Here is a 14,043-nt window from a genome sequence, read left to right on the forward strand (position 1 = left end):
CACCCTATGCGGCCAGTGGGAATGTCGCGCGGACCCGCCAGCCGCCGCCCGGGTTGGGGCCCGCCTCGAACTCTCCGCCCAGCACCGCTGCCCTTTCCCTCATGCCGATGAGGCCGTTGCCGCCGGACACCTTGACCACGTCGTGGGGGGTGCCGAAGCCGTTGTCGACGACTTCCAGGCGGAGCTCTTCTTCGGACCTGGCCAGGCGGACCAGGGCCGTGGTGCCCGAGCCCGCGTGTTTGATCGTGTTGGTCAGGGCTTCCTGGACTATGCGGTAGATGCTCAGGCCCACGCCTGCCGGGAGGTCGTCGACGTCACCGGTGATCTCCAAGCGGACCGGGACGCCGGCCGCCCTCGTGTTCTCGGCCAGCTCGACGACGCCCCGTGCGTCTGGTTGGGGGGCCCACTGGGTTTCGGCGTCCTCGCTGCGCAGGACTCCCAGCAGGCGGCGCATCTCCGTCAGGGCCAGGCGGCCCGTGTCGGCGATGGTGCGGACCGCGTTCTCGGCCACCTCCGGCTGTGACCGGATCGTGTAGGCGGCGCCGTCGGCGTGGACGATCATCACGCTCACCGCGTGGGCCACGACGTCGTGCAGTTCGCGGGCTATGCGGGAGCGTTCCTCGCCCACGGCGATCTTCGCCTGCTGGTCGCGTTCGGTCTCCAGCAGGACCAGGCGTTGTTCCATCTCGCGCTGGTAGGCGCGGCGGGCGCCCACGAACTCGCCCATGGCCCAGCTGAAGCCGAAGATCACGAAGATCAGGAACACCAGGAAGACGGCCTGGACGTCGCCCACCTGGAAGATCGCCCATAGGAGCGTGCCCGCCACCAGCCAGCACGAGTAGATCAGCGCCGACTTGCGGCCGATGTTCGCGACCAGCGTGTACAGGGCGATGGCCAGGGCGAAGTCCGACATGCGGATCGGGATGCCCGCGTCACCGCCGTGCGTGAAGAGCTGGAGGAACCCGCCCGCGAGGATCAGGTAGCTCGCGCCCAGCGGGTGGTGGCGGCGGAACGGCAGCGGGCCGAGCATCAGCAGCGTCACCGCCAGGAACGCGGAGAACGACACGCCGCGGTCCGCGGACGAGGCGGCCACACCGAGGTCGAAGAGCAACAACAGCCCGGTGATCAGGGAGTCCCCGAACGCCGGGTGAGCCTTCATCCACAGGCTGAACCTCCGCACCGGACAAGATTAGGTGCGGATCCAACTTCCGCGCGTCGCGCCACGGGCTGACCTCGCGTACGACTTCAGTGTGAGTTATTGTGTCGAGGGGTTGATACAAAACTCTGGGGGCGGGATGTTGGTCGACATCGTGATCGCCGCGGCCTACGGCCTCGTGCTGCTGGTGCTCCTGTGGCCCACGCGGAGCACCGCCGAGCGGCTGCTGAAGCGCTGGGACGTGCCGGACCCGACGCCCGACCAGTTCGAGGACGCCATCCGCTACCTCCGGCGGCGGCGCCTGCTCTACCCCCTGCTGTTCGCCGGGCTCGCGTTCGTGCCGACGTTGCGCGGCAACGGCGTCGGTCAGATCGCCGTGATCGTGCTCGGCGGCACTCTGCTGGCGGAGCTGCTCGCGCTGCGGCCACGCCGGGACGCGCTGCGGGTGGCCACGCTCGCGCGGCGCAGGTTGCTCGACTTCGCGTCGCGGTGGGTGCTGGGGGCGTACGTGGTGATCGTGCTCGCCGTCGCGGCCTACCTGGGCGCCCACCAGCAGTGGAACCGGGTCCTGCTGCTCGGGCTGTCCGCCGCGGCCGTCGGCGTGATCATCTGGGCCGCCGTCGTCCGGCCCGCGAGCGGGGACCAGGTCGTCGACCTCGCGTTGCGCACCCGCAGCGCGCACGTGTCCGCGGGGCTGGGAGCGGGGCTGGCCGGTGCGCTGATGGATCACCCGATCGGCTTCCTCGGGCTGCTCGCGTGGATCGCGATGGCCGGCACGACACCGCGACACCTCAAGATCAGGGGATGACCGCTCCGAGGATCGTCGTCGACGTCGAGAACGGCGTCGCGCCCTGGCGCCAGGTCCGCGACCAGCTCGTCCGGTTGATCAGCGGTGGTGTGCTGCCGGTCGGGGCGCGGCTGCCGACCATCCGTCAGCTCGCCGCCGACCTGGGGCTCGCCGCCGGCACGGTCGCGCGGGCCTACCGGGAGCTGGAGACCGAGGGCGTGCTCACGACAGGACGAAGGCAGGGCACCGTGGTGGCTGCCCTGCCTTCGCATGCACCGGACCCGCTCTCCGCCGCCGCGGCGGAGTTCGTCGCCATCGCTCGGTCGCTCGGCGCCAGTGAGGGGGAGGCACTGAACGCCGTGCGAGCCCGTTACCTGGGTGAGTAAGGCGACTCGATCTTGGGCGCGGGTCGCGGTTCGCTGATGCGCGCCGCCTGGCGCTCCTCCTGCCGTTCCTCGTAGATGCGGTGCTCCTCGGCCATCTGGTCCGCGAGCTGCTGCTGCACCTGACGATCGCGGATCTTCGCGAGGATCGCCATCGTCGCGCCGTGAGCCAGTGCCAGCAGCAGGAGCACGATGCCCAGCTTCACGACCACGTCTTTCACCACGTCACCGGTCTCGACTTTGGCGGTCGACACCAGCGCGAGCAGGCCGAGCACGACGAGGTGGAACAGGACTGCCGTCAGCCTCATCATGCCGACGGCCTGTTCCTCGTCGTACGCAGCGCGTCTGAGGTATCCCTTGCCGCTGTGGTAGATCAGCTGGCCGTCAACGACGACCAGGACGATCCCCAGCACTAGGAACGTCACGTAGCTGTCACCCATGCACGGTGGCTACCCGCGCACATCCGGGCACAAACCGTGGCACGATTTGCGCTCGTGACGGCGTTGCAGGGACAACAACTGGCCGGTCCGCTGTGCGCGGCGGTGGCCAACCTCTGCGTTGCGCTGCAGCCCCAGGTGTCCCCGCGGACCGCCGCCGGGTTCCAGGAGGTGCTGCGCCGTCTGCACGCGCCGTTGCAGGTCGCGGTGGCCGGGCGGATCAAGTCCGGGAAGTCGACGCTCGTCAACGCGTTGATCGGCCGCCGGGTCGCGCCCACGGACGTCGGCGAGTGCACACGGCTCGTCACGCGCTATCAGTACGGAACCGTCGACCGCATCGAAGTGGTGCTCCAGGACGGACGACGGCAGGTGCTGCCGTTCGACGCCCACGGCATGATTCCCGCGTCTTTGGGCGTGGAAGGCATCTCGCACATCGAGGCGTATCTGACGAACGCGGTGCTGCGCGACTTCACCGTCATCGACACCCCTGGGCTCGGTTCGCTGGACGCGGCTTCGGTCGCCCGCACCGAGGAACTGCTGGACCCCGTGTCGCGCAACGCCGTCGCCGGCGCCGAGGCCGTGCTCTACGTCGTGACGCAGGGCGTGCGTGCGGACGACCACTCGACCCTCGCGGCCTTCACCGCCGCGACCGCCTCCCGGGAGGCCGGGCCTGTCAACGCCATCGCCGCGTTGAACAAGGTCGACGCCGTGGCGCCGGAGACCGTCGAGGGGTCGGACGGCGACGTCTGGCGGGCCGCGGAGATCCTCGCCGGCAAGCAGGCCCAGCTGCTCAAACCGCGGGTCGCCGACGTGCTGCCGGTGATCAGCCTGCTCGCCGAGTCCGCGGAGACCGGCGAGTTCACCTCGGCGGACGCGGAGGCGTTGCGGCAGCTCGCGGCCCTGGACGCCGACACCCGCACGATGATGCTGATGTCCGGCGACCTCTTCACGTCGTGGGAGTGCGACGTCGCGGCGGGCACGCGCTCGCGGTTGCTGGAGAAGCTCGACCTCTACGGCATCGGCCGCGCGCTGCAGGCGTTGGACGCCGAACCCGGACTGACCGCCGGCGCGTTGCGGCGCGTGCTGTTCGACGCTTCCGGGTTCGCCGCCGTGAGGGGACGGCTGGACGCCGTGTTCCGCGCACGGGCCGATGGCATCAAGGCGGCGGCCGCGCTGGCGTCGGTCACGTCGCTGGCCTCGGGCGATCCCGGCGAACGGCAGCGCGTGCACGACGCGATCGAGGTGCTGCTGGCCCGTCCCGAGGCGCACCAGCTGCGGTTGCTGGAGGCGTTGACGCTGGTCGCGTCGGGTGCGGTCACCCTGGCCGCCGACCTGACGGAGGAGGTCCTGCGCGTCGGCAGCACGCCGGACGTCGCCGGGCAGCTCGGACTGCGGGGCCGGCCGGTCCCCGAACTCGTCGCCCACGCGCTCGAACGCGCCGGGTGGTGGCGGTCGTTCGCCTCCTTCGGGGCGACGCCCGCGCAGGCCAGGGTGGCGCACGTCGTCCACCGGGCGTACTTCCTCATCTGGCAACGACTACGTGCTGGGGGGCACCGATGAGCGTGAACGGAACCGAACCGGGCGACCTGGCGTCGGACCACGGTGTGGAGACCATTGCCGACGAGCTGCTCGACCAGGCTTTGGCTGAACGCCGCGCCCTGGTCCAGCTGTGCCTGTACGCGCTGGACCGCGCCAGTGCCGGTGTCGTCGCGCGCATCGAGGAAGTCCTCTCGACCGTGGGGGTCGTGGCGGTGCGGGCCGACGGCCAGCGCTTCGACCCGTCGCAGCACGAGGCGGGCGGCGCCGTGCCGACGGACGACCTGTCCCTGATGGGCCTGGTCGCCGAGACCGAGGTCCCCGGCTTCTGCGACCGCGGCCGCGTGCTGCGCGCACCGATCGTGACGGTCTACACGCCACGATGAGCACCCTTTCCCAGACTGTCCGGCAGACGCGCGAACGCCTCACCGCCGTCGTGCGCGAGCTCGACCCGTCGATGGCCGACTGGGTCACCCGCCGCGCGGCGCCCGAGGTGTCGTCGGTCGTGATCGTCGGAGAGACGAACCGCGGCAAGTCGTCGCTGGTCAACGCCCTGCTCGCCACCCCGGGCCTGTCGCCGGTCGACGCCGACGTGGCCACCTCGACGTACCTGGTCTTCCAGCACGGCCCGTCGTGGGCGGCCCGCGCCTGCTACCCCGGCGTGCTCGCGCCCGTCACCTTCCCGCTGCCGGCGCTGATCAACTGGGTCTCCGCCGCCCACGACCTGCCCGAGGGCGAGCTGCCCCCGCGCTACGTCGAGGTCGACGCGCCGATCCCGTTGCTGGAACGCATGTCCGTCGTGGACACCCCCGGCGTCGGCGGCCTGGAGTCGGTGCACGGCGAGCTGGCGCTGGAGGCCGTCACCTCGGCCACCGCCCTGGTCTTCGTCGTCGACGCCTCGTCGCCGTTCACGCGCGGCGAGCTCGACTTCCTCAAGCGCGTCGGCGACCGCGTCGAGACCGTCGTCTTCGCCCTGACCAAGACCGACCAGTACCGCGGCTGGCGCCAGGTCCTCGACGCCGACCGCGCTCTGCTCGCCCAGCACGCCCCGCGCTTCGCCGACGCGACCTTCCACCCGGTGTCGTCGCGCATGTTCGACATGGCCGCCCAGGCCCCGAACCCGGACGCGGCGTCCATGCTCCGCGAACGGTCGGGCATCTCCGCTCTGCAGACCGCGTTGCAGGAGCTCGTCGCCGGACGCGCCGGAATGCTGGCCGAGGCCAACGCACTGCGCGCCTTGTCGACCGTTCTCGCGGAGCTCGAAATCCGTCTTGAACACGAGAAGCGCGCTCTGTCCGTAGGTGAGGACGAAGCCGCCGTCCTGCGCGCCCGCCGCGAAGAGCTGCAGACCGAACGCCGCTCGTCCACCCGCGGCTGGCAGGTCCGACTACGCGGCGAGATCCAACGCGCCCGCGTCGAGAACTCGCACGAGATCTCCCGCCAGATGCGCGACCTCCAGACCTGGTACCGCCAGGCCATCGACGCCGCCGACCGCGCGGCCCTCGGCGCGTTGCCGCACCAGGTCGACACCGCGTTGCAGGTCGTCTCCGGCCGCATCTCCACCGCGCTCTCGGTGCGCCTGTCCCAGGTCACCGACGCCGTGCTGGCCACCCTCTTCTCCGCGGAGGAGCTGACCCTGATCCGCGGCCAGTTCGCCCGCGGCGAGCAACCCCCGGTCGTGGTGCGCCCCAAGGACAAGCGGCCGCCGACCGCCGAGGACAAGCTGCTGGTGTTCATGGGCGTCTCCGGCGGCCTGGGCGCGGGCAAGCTGGCCGTGATGCCGCTGGCGGGCCTCGGCATCGCCGTGCTGAACCCGGTCGTCCTGCCGGTGACCATCGCCCTGGGCCTCGGCGCGGGCTGGTGGATGGCCCGCACCCGCACCCACACGGCCGAGAAGCAGCACGTCAAGCAGTGGCTCTCCGACGCCATCGCCGACGCCCGCTCCACAGTGGACCAGCTGGCCGCCGAGCAGCTGATCGAGGCCGAACAGGCCCTGTCGCTGGCCCTGGACGAAGCCCTGGCCAAGCGGATCGAGGCGATCGAGGCCGAACTGCGCGAGGTCGACCGCGCGTTGCGGATGGAGGCCGGCGAACGCGGCCGCGAGCTGCAGGCCGTGACCCGGCAGCTGGCCGAGGTGGAGCAGGGCCGGTCGAAGGCCGAGGAACTGCTCGGCCGGATCCGCTCGGTGCGCGACCGCGCTTGAACCGACACGGGTGCAAACGGTTGGCCGGGGAACCAAACCGGCATAACGTGGGTCATACCGGTACATGAGCAAGCAGGAGGTGTGTCCCGGTGTACATCGACGAGAACGGTGCGGCCGACGCCGAGCTGAAGGTGACCGTCGAGGACGTCGAGTACACCGCCGACGTCACCTTCGACCTCGACCAGGACGGCGTGAACGACTCCGCCGTGGTCGAGACCGATGACGGCGGTCATCTCGCGTTCACCGACACGAACGGCGACGGCGACGCCGATCTGATGAGCACGTTCGACAAGGACGGCAATCTCCTGAGCCAGGCGCGGTTCGAGGAGAATTCGGGCGAGTGGGTTGCCGTGAACCCGAACGACACCCATCAGGAAAAAACGAATTCCTCGAACTCGCAGGCCATTGTCGTGGCCACCGAGGAAGGTGAGCGAAAGGTCGGTCCCGCCACCGAGGACACCGACGGCGACGGCAAGGCCGACACCGCCGTGGTCCGCGACGACGACGGCGACACGTGGCTGTTCACCGACAAGGACGGCGACGGCAAGGCCGACGTGGCCACCGAGATCACGCGGTCCGGCGAGGTCACGATGACCGAACACCGCGGTGACGAGTGGGTCGAGGTCGAGCACGGGCACATCGAGTCCGACGGCCGGTACGTGACCGACTCGAAGAGCGGCATTCTGGACGACTCGGACGACTGGTTCGAGGAAGAACGGTTCGACGGCGTCGTCCGAATCGATTCCACAACGGGGCAGTGGATCAGCCCGAACTGACGTCAGAACTGAAGCGCAGGTCACAGGCCCCGGTGTGGTGAGAACCGCACCGGGGCCTCTTGTGTTTTTCCCGGCTTGAGCAGCTCTTAACGCCGTCCGAGTGCTGAATCGATTCCAGAATCGGTTTTGTGAGGGAAGCGACAGGCTGGGGGTGCTTTACCTGCCATTCACCGGGCTAACCTCGGTCCATCCCCTTCCACGTACGCCCGGCCCCACCGGGCGTGTGGAGCTATTCCCGAGGACGACGAAGTCCTGCACCGGACCACCACGTCCTCGGGTTGCCGAGGCGTTCAGTCAGGAGACGAGACGAGATGACGGCAGTGACCATTCCCGGTCTCGAACACGCACCCACCAACCACGCGCGTCTGCTCGCATGGGTTCAGGAAGTCGCTGAGCTGACCTGCCCCGACGAGGTTGTTTGGGCTGACGGGTCTCAGGGCGAATGGGACCGTCTCACGAAGAAGCTCGTCGACGCCGGCACGTTCGTGCCGCTCAAGAAGAAGCCCAACTCGTTCTGGGCGGCCTCGGACCCGAACGACGTCGCGCGCGTCGAGGAGCGGACCTACATCTGCTCCGTGCGCGAGGAGGACTCGGGCGCGACGAACAACTGGATGGACCCTTCCGAGATGAAGGCCATCATGACCGAGCTCTACCGGGGCTGCATGCGCGGTCGCACGATGTACGTCATCCCGTTCTGCATGGGCCCGCTCGACGCGGAGAAGCCGATGCTCGGTGTGGAGATCACCGACTCGGAATACGTCGTCGTCTCCATGCACATCATGACGCGAATGGGTTCCAAGGCCCTCGCGGTCTTCGGTGACGACGCGGACTTCGTGCCGGCGCTGCACTCGCTCGGCGCGCCGCTCGAGCCGGGCCAGGACGACGTTCAGTGGCCGTGCAACACGACCAAATACATCTCGCACTTCCCGGAGACCCGCGAGATCTGGAGCTTCGGTTCCGGCTACGGCGGCAACGCCCTGCTCGGCAAGAAGTGCTACTCGCTGCGCATCGCGTCCGTGATGGCGCGCGACGAGGGCTGGCTCGCCGAGCACATGCTGATCCTCAAGCTCACCTCGCCGGAGGACAAGGCGTACTACGTCGCCGCCGCGTTCCCGTCGGCCTGCGGCAAGACGAACCTCGCCATGCTGGAGCCGACCATCCCCGGCTGGAAGGTCGAAACGCTCGGCGACGACATCGCCTGGATGCGCTTCGGTGAGGACGGCCGCCTGTACGCGGTGAACCCGGAAAACGGCTTCTTCGGCGTCGCGCCCGGCACCGACTACCACACCAACCCGAACGCGATGCGCACCATCGCGAAGGGCAACTCGCTGTTCACGAACGTCGCGCTGACCGACGACGGCGACGTCTGGTGGGAGGGCATGGGCGAGCCCCCGGCCCACCTCACCTCGTGGAAGCACCAGGACTGGACGCCGGACAGCGAGGAGCTCAGCTCGCACCCGAACTCCCGCTACTGCACGCCGATCGACCAGTGCGACATCAAGGCGCCCGAGTGGGACGACCCGAAGGGCGTGCCGATCAGCGCGATCTTCTTCGGCGGCCGCCGCGCCACGACGATCCCGCTGGTCACCGAGTCGCGCGACTGGCAGCACGGCACCTACATGGGCGCCACGCTGTCGTCGGAGACCACGGCCGCCGCGGTCGGCAAGACCGGCGTCGTGCGCCGCGACCCGATGGCGATGCTGCCGTTCATCGGCTACAACGCCGGCGACTACTTCCAGCACTGGGTCGACCTCGGCAAGCGCGCCGACGCCGACAAGCTGCCGAAGATCTTCTACGTCAACTGGTTCCGCCGCGGCGAGGACAAGCGCTTCCTGTGGCCCGGGTTCGGCGAGAACTCGCGCGTGCTGAAGTGGGCCATCGAGCGCATCGAGGGCAAGGCCGCCGCGGTCGAGACCCCCATCGGCTACGTGCCGACCGCGGACGACCTCGACCTGGAGGGCCTGGACGCGTCGCGCGAGGACATCGAGGCCTCGCTGGAGTTCGACGCCGACGAGTGGCGCGCCGAGATCCCGCTGGTCGAGGAGTGGTTCGCGAAGATCGGCGAGAAGGTGCCGACCACGCTGCGCGACGAGCTGGCTGCGCTGAAGCAGCGCCTGGGGTAACAACTTCAGGTGTTCGGTGACCCACCGGTCAATGGCGACCGGTGGGTCACCTTTTTGAGGTACTACTAGTGGTGTGACGCAGGACGACGACTTCCTCGGCGGCCTCCACTACGACGGCACCCAGCGCGACGTCGAGGTCGGACCGGCCAAGGGCATCGTGCGCTACTACCCGGTGCCGCCCGCCCCGCCGGCCCGCACGCCGTGGTGGCGGTACACCGTCGTGTTTCTCGTCGGGCTGGCACTGGGGACCGCCCTCGGCGTGGTCCTGTGCAGCAATTTTCTCTGAGTCCGCGCAGCTCATCGTCCACATGGGACGAAGTTGTCCACAGGTGTGGACTGCTCTGTGCACATGTTGTGGATAGCTGTGGACAAGCCTGGGGATGCTCCACGTCCACGGAAATGGTCTTGCTCGAGGAATGAACCCAGCCCCTCCTGGGAACGTCTTAGATACGTGATGGCGATCACAAAGATCGTCACCGAAGGCGGAAAGGGAGGTGTGCCGTGGGGATCGCAGGAATCGCGATGCTGGTGCTGTCCCTGGCCGCCGTGCTGATGGTCGTGGTCGCCGGACTAGTTCGGCAGCGGGTTGTCCCGGATGCCGAAGAGGGTGCCGTTGAAGGCCTTGGTGGCCTCCGCGTAGCAGACGGCGTTGGTCCAACCCTCTGACCACGCCTGGGAACCGGGGTTGCGCCACGCCGGGAAGACGTCGGTGCGCTTGCTGGAACCCAGGTAGTCGTGCACGGCCTTCGTGCACTTGTCGTTCGCGATCGAGTTCATCTGCTCCTTGGACGGAGCGGGGTCGCTCGACTTGCCGAGCGACACGACACCACCGGGCACGGCCTCGGCCAGGTGCTGCGTGGTGCACGCGACGACCTTGACCTCCTGGTCCTTCGACGGCGAGCCCTGCGTGCAGGTCTGGAACGTCGGGAACCCGTTGCCCTTGAGGATGTCCTTCACGGAACCCTTGCGCGCCAACGGCTTCTCGTCGGGGCTGATCTCCACGACGGTGCACAGCCGCCAGCGCTGGCCGTCCTTCCAGCCCTGCTCGTTCGGCCAGAACGCCCAGACGCGCAGGCGCGTGGAGTCGGCGTCCGCGCTGCCCAGGTACTCGCTGAGCGCCTGGCGGCACGGCGGGAGCGCGGCCTTGCGCAGCGCCTGCGTGTCCGGGTAGGTGCTCGACAGGCCGCTGAGCTCGCCGACGCTCATCACCTCGGCCTCGTGCGAGTCGGCGCACTGGATCACCTTCAGCGCGTCGGCGTTCATGCACTGCCCGGCCTTCGGCAGCGCGGGTGCGGCGGCGGAGGACGTGGACGGCATCGGTCCGGGGACCGCCTGCCCTCCCACCTGGATCGCGCACGCGGACAGCGTCAACGTGCTCAGGACAATTGCCACCGCCAGCCGCACACGAGTCACACCACAGAGACTAGGGCCTTGACCTGATCCGCGATGTCCCGACGCTCTTTTTCGAAGGCCCCGTCGGTCAGCGCGGCCGGGTCGGCCGGCTGGCCGAGCACCGGCGTGTGCAGGTGTCCGCCGAGGACGTTCGTTGCGCCGTAGGCGATCCGCAGGCGGTTGGCCCGGTACATGCTCTCGTTGGACAGGTAGTCACCGCCGCCACCGCTGGCCGCGACCGCGCCGGGAGTCGGCTGGTCCGTGCGGCACGACTGCTGCGCGCCGACCCTGATCCACTCGCAGAACGCCAGGTTGTAGTTCACGGCGAACGGCCCGGTGCCCGCGTCGACCATCTTCTGGTGCGGCAGCGAGGTCTCGATGAACTCGGCGCCCGGCTGCTGGGGCCAGCCCGCCGCGTCCGGCACGCTGCCGTACGAGCTGATGTCGTTGTTGTCGCCGAAGCCACCGCGCCAGCGCGCCGCCCACCGCTCGACGTCGAACCGGCCGGGACGTCCCTGACTGATCGTCACGAACGCGTCGGGCTTCTGCTGCAACGCCGTTCCGTAGAACTGCTCGACGATCCCCTCGTCGAACCCGCCCCACAGCACCGGCAGCACCGCGGCCTGGAGCACGACCTTGCCGGTCGGCGTGTCGATCTCGCGGCCGTCGAGCTGCAACGCCGCCGCGCCCGCGGGGTTGGCGCGCCGCACGTTCGCGCCGGCGAGCTGGAACGGGTCGAAGCCCGTCACCGCGATCTTGCGCGTGCCCGGCTTGGCGGGGAACGTCGCGTCGCTCAGACCCCGTGCCGCCCAGTCGAACCGCTGGACGAGCTTCGCCCGGTCGGCCGGCGAGAACGCGAAACGCGGCTTCCACTGGTGCAGCGCGCTGCTCAGCTGAAGTCGCGCCCAGTACAGCGGACGGTCGTCGTAGGCGTCGTGTGCCAACGTTGTCGTGCTCTGCGCGCGGGCCACGGCGGCCTTCCACAGCGCGTTGCCCTCGCGTTCCACGAACTGCTGCGCCTGCTTGGGCGCGACCTGGCGGCAGAGCTTGGCGGTGAAGTCGGCGACGCGGCCGTCGAACCCGGCGAGCTTCACGAGTGCGGGACCGACGGCGGGGCCGCCGGTGACGAGCGTGTCGTCGAGGCGTTGCTCCTCGACCGTCAACGGCGCGGTGGTGTCGTAGCAGTTCGAGTCCTGCGCCTGCGCGACAGCGGGACTCAGGGTGAGTGCGACGGCCGTCAGGCCGACCAGTCCGGCAAAGGTTTTCACGTCGTCCATCTCAAACGAAGAGGGCCACCCGCCGTAACCGGCGGGTGGCCCATTGTGTTGACCGTTCGCGTCTCAGTGGGCAGCGGCCACGGGCTTCACCCGCGGGTTGTCCTCGTCGACGTGGTAGTCGGACGGATCGGTGTGGTCGATGCCGTTGGGCGTCTTGGTCCGCTTGGCGATCAGCGTGACGACCACGGCGACCAGCAGGTTGACGAACAGCGCGACGATGCCGACGTAGATCTGCGTCGTCGAGGCGCCGAACGGGTGCCAGCCGAAGAGCGAGATGTTGCCCAGCGGCAGCGCGGAACCGGCGAAGTGCGCCTTGCCGATGGCCGGGTTGCCGATCGTGTAGAGCAGCCACATGCCGTAGCCCATGCCCGCGACCCAGCCGGCGACCAGGCCGTACACGTGGAACCAGCGCGTGTAGAGCGCGATCGCGACCGCCGGCAGCGTCTGCAGGATCATGACGCCACCGATGAGCTGCAGGTCGATCGAGAACTGCGGGTCGACGAACACGATGAACGCCACCGCGCCGAACTTCACGACGAGGCTGGCGAGCTTGGCCTGCTTGGCCTCCTCCGCCGGGGTGGCGTTCTTCTTCACGTACTCCTTGTAGATGTTGCGCGTCCACAGGTTCGCCGCCGCGATCGACATGATCGCCGCCGGCACCAGCGCGCCGATGCCGATGGCCGCGAACGCGATGCCCGCGAACCACGACGGGAAGTTCGCGCCGAAGAGCTCGGGGACGATCGTGTTGGTGTCGGGACGGCCGGTCGCCTGGTTGACGATCGGCTTGGTGCCCGCGCTGATCGCGACCAGGCCCAGCAGCGCCAGCAGGCCCAGCAGCAGCGAGTACGCCGGCAGCGCGACCATGTTGCGCTTGATGACGTTGCGGCCGCGGCTGGCCAGGATGCCGGTCAGCGAGTGCGGGTAGAGGAACAGCGCGAGCGCCGACCCGAGCGCCAGCGTGGCGTACTGGAGCTGGTTGGAGCCGGTCAGCAGGATGCCGTCCGCCTTGTTCGGCGTGGCGTCGAACTTCGCCTGCGCGTCGTTGAAGATCTCGCCCCAGCCGCCGAACTTCGCGGGCAGGTAGACGATCGCCACCAGGATCACCACGTAGATCAGGATGTCCTTGACGAACGCGATCAGCGCCGGCGCCCGCAGACCCGACTGGTAGGTGTAGAGCGCGAGGATCAGGAACGCGATGAACAGCGGCAGGTGGCCGAGGATGCCGGAGCCGTTGAGGCCCATCGACCGCAGCACCGCCTCGAGACCGACGAGCTGCAACGCGATGTACGGCATGGTCGCGACGATGCCGGTGATCGCGATGATCAGCGCCAGCCAGTGCGAGCCGTAGCGGCCCTTCACGAAGTCGGCGGGCGTGACGTAGCCGTGCACGCGGCTGACCGACCACATGCGCACCAGCGGCAGGAAGACGATCGGGTAGAGGATCACCGTGTACGGCAGGGCGTAGAAGCCGAGCGCGCCCGCGCCGAACATCAGCGCCGGCACCGCGACGAACGTGTACGCGGTGTAGAGGTCGCCACCGACCAGGAACCACGTGATCCAGCTGCCGAACTTCCGGCCGCCCAGGCCCCACTCGTCGAGGTGGTCGAGGGTCTCGCCCTTCTGCCACCGCGCGGCCACGAAGCCCATGACCGTGACGAGCAGGAAGAGGACGCTGAAAACGATCAGCTCAGTCCACTGCATCAGTTCGCTCCCTCGTCCAGGTCGTCCACACCGAGCTTGTCGGGCTTGCCGGTGACCACGGGCTCGTCCTTGGTCTTGACGTAGACGAGGCCGACGCACAGGACGCCGAGCGGCACGAACAGGAACTGGTACCAGTAGAAGAACGGGAGCCCGAAGACCCGGGGCTCGTCGATGTTGAACCACGGCGTGATGAGCATGAGCAGCGGGAGTATCAGCAGCAGGTTCCAGTTGCTCCAGCGCAAGCCGGTCTTGTGATCCGACGGCATGGTGGC

General features: G+C 69.0%; 14 protein-coding genes. 8 read left to right on the plus strand and 6 right to left on the minus strand.

What is annotated here, in order from left to right; genetic code table 11:
* Positions 1 to 4: 4 nt before the first annotated feature.
* Positions 5 to 1,180 (minus strand): sensor histidine kinase, encoded by a 1,176-nt coding sequence (locus tag VF330_RS15010; RefSeq protein WP_330852192.1) that lies wholly within the window; start codon positions 1,178 to 1,180, stop codon positions 5 to 7.
* A 115-nt stretch (positions 1,181 to 1,295) separates the two neighbouring features.
* On the opposite strand from VF330_RS15010, the gene VF330_RS15015 reads away from it, so the two are divergent.
* On the plus strand, positions 1,296 to 1,964 hold the full coding sequence (locus VF330_RS15015) for a hypothetical protein (RefSeq protein WP_330852193.1): 669 nt from the start codon (positions 1,296 to 1,298) through the stop codon (positions 1,962 to 1,964).
* Positions 1,961 to 2,329, plus strand: a complete 369-nt coding sequence (locus tag VF330_RS15020; RefSeq protein WP_330852194.1) for a GntR family transcriptional regulator — start codon at positions 1,961 to 1,963, stop codon at positions 2,327 to 2,329. Before VF330_RS15015 ends, VF330_RS15020 begins: the two co-directional genes overlap by 4 nt.
* Here VF330_RS15020 and VF330_RS15025 read toward each other — a convergent pair.
* Positions 2,314 to 2,766: a hypothetical protein gene (locus VF330_RS15025; protein WP_330852195.1), complete on the minus strand. Its 453-nt coding sequence runs from the start codon at positions 2,764 to 2,766 to the stop codon at positions 2,314 to 2,316. The genes VF330_RS15020 and VF330_RS15025 overlap by 16 nt on opposite strands.
* A 54-nt stretch (positions 2,767 to 2,820) precedes the next feature.
* Here VF330_RS15025 and VF330_RS15030 point away from each other — a divergent pair, with 54 nt between their 5' ends.
* From VF330_RS15030 to VF330_RS15055, 6 genes are all read left to right on the plus strand, one after another.
* Positions 2,821 to 4,323: a dynamin family protein gene (locus tag VF330_RS15030; protein WP_330852196.1), complete on the plus strand. Its 1,503-nt coding sequence runs from the start codon at positions 2,821 to 2,823 to the stop codon at positions 4,321 to 4,323.
* Entirely contained in the window at positions 4,320 to 4,685 is a 366-nt protein-coding gene (grpE, locus tag VF330_RS15035) for a nucleotide exchange factor GrpE (RefSeq protein WP_330852197.1), read from the plus strand. The genes VF330_RS15030 and grpE overlap by 4 nt, the downstream gene beginning before the upstream one ends.
* On the plus strand, positions 4,682 to 6,502 hold the full coding sequence (locus VF330_RS15040; RefSeq protein WP_330852198.1) for a dynamin family protein: 1,821 nt from the start codon (positions 4,682 to 4,684) through the stop codon (positions 6,500 to 6,502). The genes grpE and VF330_RS15040 overlap by 4 nt, the downstream gene beginning before the upstream one ends.
* An 89-nt stretch (positions 6,503 to 6,591) precedes the next feature.
* Complete coding sequence (locus VF330_RS15045) at positions 6,592 to 7,278, plus strand: DUF6802 family protein (protein ID WP_330852199.1); 687 nt, start codon at positions 6,592 to 6,594, stop codon at positions 7,276 to 7,278.
* 311 nt (positions 7,279 to 7,589) lie between these two features.
* A complete protein-coding gene (locus tag VF330_RS15050) occupies positions 7,590 to 9,401 on the plus strand; it encodes a phosphoenolpyruvate carboxykinase (GTP) (RefSeq protein WP_330852200.1) in 1,812 nt (603 codons plus the stop codon).
* 73 nt (positions 9,402 to 9,474) lie between these two features.
* Positions 9,475 to 9,687, plus strand: a complete 213-nt coding sequence (locus tag VF330_RS15055; RefSeq protein ID WP_330852201.1) for a hypothetical protein — start codon at positions 9,475 to 9,477, stop codon at positions 9,685 to 9,687.
* 284 nt (positions 9,688 to 9,971) lie between these two features.
* Here VF330_RS15055 and VF330_RS15060 read toward each other — a convergent pair whose 3' ends face one another.
* From VF330_RS15060 to VF330_RS15075, 4 genes are all read right to left on the minus strand, one after another.
* Positions 9,972 to 10,814 (minus strand): septum formation family protein, encoded by an 843-nt coding sequence (locus VF330_RS15060; protein ID WP_330852202.1) that lies wholly within the window; start codon positions 10,812 to 10,814, stop codon positions 9,972 to 9,974.
* A complete protein-coding gene (locus VF330_RS15065) occupies positions 10,811 to 12,061 on the minus strand; it encodes a hypothetical protein (RefSeq protein ID WP_330852203.1) in 1,251 nt (416 codons plus the stop codon). Before VF330_RS15065 ends, VF330_RS15060 begins: the two co-directional genes overlap by 4 nt.
* Positions 12,062 to 12,133: 72 nt before the next feature.
* Positions 12,134 to 13,771, minus strand: coding sequence for a monocarboxylate uptake permease MctP (gene mctP / locus VF330_RS15070; protein WP_330852204.1), 1,638 nt, complete (start codon positions 13,769 to 13,771; stop codon positions 12,134 to 12,136).
* On the minus strand, positions 13,771 to 14,037 hold the full coding sequence (locus tag VF330_RS15075; protein WP_330852205.1) for a DUF3311 domain-containing protein: 267 nt from the start codon (positions 14,035 to 14,037) through the stop codon (positions 13,771 to 13,773). Before VF330_RS15075 ends, mctP begins: the two co-directional genes overlap by 1 nt.
* Positions 14,038 to 14,043: the final 6 nt, after the last annotated feature.

Origin of the sequence: Lentzea sp., from assembly GCF_036380075.1 — a bacterium.
Lineage (GTDB): Bacteria > Actinomycetota > Actinomycetes > Mycobacteriales > Pseudonocardiaceae > Lentzea.

Bases quoted from the DNA above. Each gene is read 5' to 3' on its own strand.
- VF330_RS15015 (WP_330852193.1), top strand. From the start codon at position 1,296: ATGTTGGTCGACATCGTGATCGCCGCGGCCTACGGCCTCGTGCTGCTG.
- VF330_RS15020 (WP_330852194.1), top strand. From the start codon at position 1,961: ATGACCGCTCCGAGGATCGTCGTCGACGTCGAGAACGGCGTCGCGCCC.
- VF330_RS15025 (WP_330852195.1), bottom strand. From the start codon at position 2,766: ATGGGTGACAGCTACGTGACGTTCCTAGTGCTGGGGATCGTCCTGGTC.
- grpE (WP_330852197.1), top strand. From the start codon at position 4,320: ATGAGCGTGAACGGAACCGAACCGGGCGACCTGGCGTCGGACCACGGT.
- VF330_RS15040 (WP_330852198.1), top strand. From the start codon at position 4,682: ATGAGCACCCTTTCCCAGACTGTCCGGCAGACGCGCGAACGCCTCACC.
- VF330_RS15050 (WP_330852200.1), top strand. From the start codon at position 7,590: ATGACGGCAGTGACCATTCCCGGTCTCGAACACGCACCCACCAACCAC.
- mctP (WP_330852204.1), bottom strand. From the start codon at position 13,771: ATGCAGTGGACTGAGCTGATCGTTTTCAGCGTCCTCTTCCTGCTCGTC.
- VF330_RS15075 (WP_330852205.1), bottom strand. From the start codon at position 14,037: ATGCCGTCGGATCACAAGACCGGCTTGCGCTGGAGCAACTGGAACCTG.